Raw genomic sequence first — 4228 nt, forward strand, 5'->3', positions numbered from 1 at the left:
CAACTGGTTAATCACTCTTTTGCAAAAAAAAAACTCCATCTGACGCTCCTCTATGAAAACTGGCAACTGGAAGAGTGGTTCGAATTCGACGCACACAACATGCCGGGACTGTTGAGGCGCACAGCCCGTCTGTTGCTGAAAGTGGGAGATCCGGCCGGAGTTGAATTTGGAAACTACATTTTGACCTTCAGAACACCCGCTGATCTGGACTTCTATATGCCGTTCGCCATTGCGAACAGTCTCCAGGGGTACGGTTTTGTCCAGAAGGAATCCGACTTTCAGGATATCGAACAGCCGCAGTTAGTCCGTGGCAACACCCGCAAATTCAAGCCGAAAACGAGACTCACACCGACTTTTTTCGGCAGTGACTTTCTCCTGCTGCGCAAAAAGACGGGAACCGCGCTGGCGATCCTCACCGACTCACGGCTGGAAACGTCGGCCCTATCTCTGATAACAGGGGAAAATGCCGACACCCTGGAACTCCGTCTATTCTGCGGCGGCTGGGCATTTCCGGGAAAACCACAGAACCATCTCGGTAACTTTTACTGTCTTGTACGGCCGGATACCACTTTCGAAACTATCATCGACAAAATGATTCCCGACTGGTACCGCCGACTTGGGATACATGCACCAAACGATCGACCGGACTGGGTCGCCGGCGGGCGAATTTACGAATTCAGACCGGATGCGTTCGACGAAGACGATCGTTTTGAACGATTGGAAAAATCATTGTTCCCACGTCTAAAGGCTCTCGGGTACAACATCTTGTATGCGCAGCCAGTAATCCCCGGCTGGAATCCCAGGTATCTTCCGGTTCACCTCGATAAAATTACCGCCCGCGTAGGCTCGGCAAAAGAATACAGCCAGTTCATCGCGCAGGCACAGGCCAGCGGATTCCGCTACTTGCAGGATATCGTGACTCACGGCAGTCTGCTCCAGGAGAATGCCGCTCGTAAGATGGAACTACCGTTGCTCACCTTCGACCGGAATGGAAAATTTTATAACCGGTATCTCGGCGACTACATGAATCCAGACTATCGGGCCTACCTCGCCTGCGGAGCAGAATATTTAATGAAGCTGGGTCCTAATGGCTTCCGCGTCGACATGCCCTACGGAAATATGCCGAACTGGCGTAAAAAAGGCTTCCCCTCCCGCAAGACATTGCAGCAGCTCCCACCGGCAGTGCAACGCTGGGTTTCCGGCTGGTTCGATCGGAACGGTTCCATGCCGGAACTGCCGTATGAACGGGCAACTTTAGGCAATCGCAGCGGTCGTCTGATCAACGCCACACTGCGGGACATCATCCGCAAGTACCGCAAAGACGGCGCCATGTTGAGCGAACTGGTCCAACCGGTTCAGGGCTCCTGGGCTGATACCATCTACGATCTCTGCTGGGTCTACTACGTCACCTGGTACTGCAATACGGAACCTGCGGCCTTCGTCCGGGACATCCGCCGCTTCTTTCATGAACAGCAGAAGCTCTCGCCGCCGGGAACATTGTGGACACATAAATTTCAATCCCATGATCTCATCGATGTCTACGCGCGCCTGGGAACCGCAGCGGGGAACTGTGCGTATGCCCTGACGACCCTCTGCGCCGGACTCTCGATGATCCAGGAGGAGGCGGATATCGGCCATGGAGATTTCATCGCCCGGCTGAATCGTCTCTCCCTACTTCGCCCGGAACTCAGGGACGGCAACGCCGATTTTCTGGCAGTAAAATGTTCTGCGCCGGAGATATGGAGTGTCCTGCGCCACGACGGGAAGCAGTGCAGTATCGGACTCATCAACTTTTCCAACCGGACATTGACTTCGGAAATCAGACTTGATCCGAGCAAAGTCGCGTTTCTGAAAAACAAAAAGTTCATGTTCATTGATCAGCTCGACAATTCATTCCGCCGGAAAGGATCCGCCTTGTATCCAATGAGTTTTCAGGTTCAGCTCCCCCCCTTCGGGGTGCGGATACTTTCCTCCTGTACGACGGATACCGCGCCTCCCCTCCGCCGGCAGTCGGAGTCCGCTCCCGTTGAAAACGATCCGGTACTTCAAGAATTCCCGGATCGTTACGAGATTCATTCCGGAAACTATTCCCTCTGCGTCAGTCGTAAAACCGGCCAGCTGGAATGGATGAAAGATGGAGCCGATCGCTTACTGCTCCACGGTGCAGACCTGATTTTCGCCCGAAACAGGATACCGGAACTCTCCGTTAAAGCAAACAAACTCCTCGATACGGTCACCGTGACTACCACGTTTTCCAATCCGCAGGGAGAGGTGAAACTTGAGTATCTCTGCAGCGGGCAGAAAGTGACGGTCCGGGGAACTCTCTCCGGCGCACCCGGTGGAGAATATGCCTACTGGTTTCTGGCTGGAGACGATCGGAACTCTTCCTGGAAAGTCAACACCTTCGACGGGGTCATGGCCGATCGGATCTACGGCGAACCGCTACAGCTGCCACGCCATCCCCACCTGAGCAACAACACCTTTTACCGCGATAATTTTTACCGGGTACAGTGGTCATCGGAACGCAATCCGCTCAATCCCGCTGATGCGGTCTGCGGACTCTATCGGCAGGACGGCAGAGGGGTACTGCTCCGTTTTCCGAACGGCCTGAAAGATGTCCCCCCTGCGATGGAGTTTTTGACATTCAACGGTATGGAGAAACGTCCCGGATATGCGATCTGGCTCCACTCCCCCTCGCCGCTGCTTCAGGGAATTCCGAGTTCGTTCCGCATGGAACTTCTGCCGTCTGCAGCAGAAACTTTTTCGGAGCTCCATTCGATGGAGGCAATCCCGATCAATGGCGTCACACTCCAGAGCGAATCCACTGGTGCGGTAATCTCCAACACCCATTATGAGGTCCACTTGCGACGGCTCGGCGGCATGATCCGGTTGTTGCGTGACCGGAAGAGCGGTACCCGGCTGATCGACCGCATGACTCTTCTCTCCCGCGCGCAACACACCGTTCATGATCTCACCCCTCATTATGACGGTTTCAGCGGCTGCCTGATCCGCGAAATCGACGGCAGATTATATATGCGGTACACCTCACACTACCGTCGTTTCAGACGCGGATTTCAATTCAACCAGCAGCTTCAGGGGGTACAGGAGTACTGGTTTGATTCGTCTCCGGTATTCCACGCAATCTATTCGGCGGAAACGCCTACTCAATACAACTTCTCTCTGACACTGCAAAGCACAGTTGGGGACCTGACAACGAGAACAACACCTGACGGCCTCTTCTTTGAAAAAAAAGATGCCTCTGTTGCCGTAGATGGATTGAATGCCCGCTCGGTACGGCAAGATGGAAACTTTCTGATCGCCACCTGGTTCGATGACAAAAATCCTCTGCCGACAGCAAAACGTTTCCGCAGGGAACTCTCCTTTCGGCTCAACGGTGCAGCTGCAAAACAAAAGGCTGTTTCGCTTTATCCGGCAGAGTTTGAACACTCGCTCGCCGACCCTTCGTTTGAAATTCTTGGCGTCGCCTGTTCTCTCCGACACCGAAAAATGTTTCCGCACATGCTGACCACGCTGTGGGAATCCCTGGGTTATCGCTTCGATACCTACACCTGCTCCCCTCTGACCATTCTTTACGATCCCAATGATGCAGCCGACGGAATGGTTTCCATGGTGCTTAAAGGATATGAAGGCTATCTTTCACCCTGCTTCAAAACGGCTTTGAACGAATGTCCGGCAGGACGTTACCGCCTGACAATGGCGGTTAAATCCCGCGGGAATCACCGGCCGCCTGATCTTCAGGTCAGTTTGCGCGGCACGTTCCAAAACGTTCCCCGTGAACATCGTTTCCCGGTACCGTCTATCCCGGCGGAGAGTGACTGGCACGATGTCACCATGGAATTGCTCCTGCCATATGACCTTACAGCCTCCTGGCTGCACGTGATGAATCATGAGGCGACCGGGACAGTCATGTTCGACAAGATCCGTCTGGAAAAACTCTCCTTGCGGCAGTAAACTTTTCGAAATTACACTTTACTCTGCGATGCGGCACCGTTTTCCCTCCCCGGGAATTCGGTGCCGCGTCTGTTCCGGGAGTTTTCCGCCTGCGTTCCTCCCGCTCCCCCCACAATCCCCGGTCCGGCGTGACAACGACAATTTGCTGATCTTCAACGCGATGGAGAACGAGGCAAGGAGAGTCTTCCTCGCCGACATGCGCAAGTTCCGGAAAAACCGTTGCTCCGGTTCCGGAAATCTCAAAAAATCATGAATT

At 54.0% G+C, this 4228-nt stretch carries 1 protein-coding gene; it reads left to right on the top strand.

Features of this window, described 5'->3' with window-relative positions:
- The coding region (locus ACMLHG_RS10915; protein WP_417170518.1) for a hypothetical protein at nucleotides 1-3972 on the top strand (3972 nt) is incomplete at its 5' end.
- Nucleotides 3973-4228 lie beyond the last annotated feature (256 nt).

Origin of the sequence: Victivallis sp., assembly GCF_048170485.1 — a bacterium.
Taxonomy (GTDB): domain Bacteria; phylum Verrucomicrobiota; class Lentisphaeria; order Victivallales; family Victivallaceae; genus Victivallis.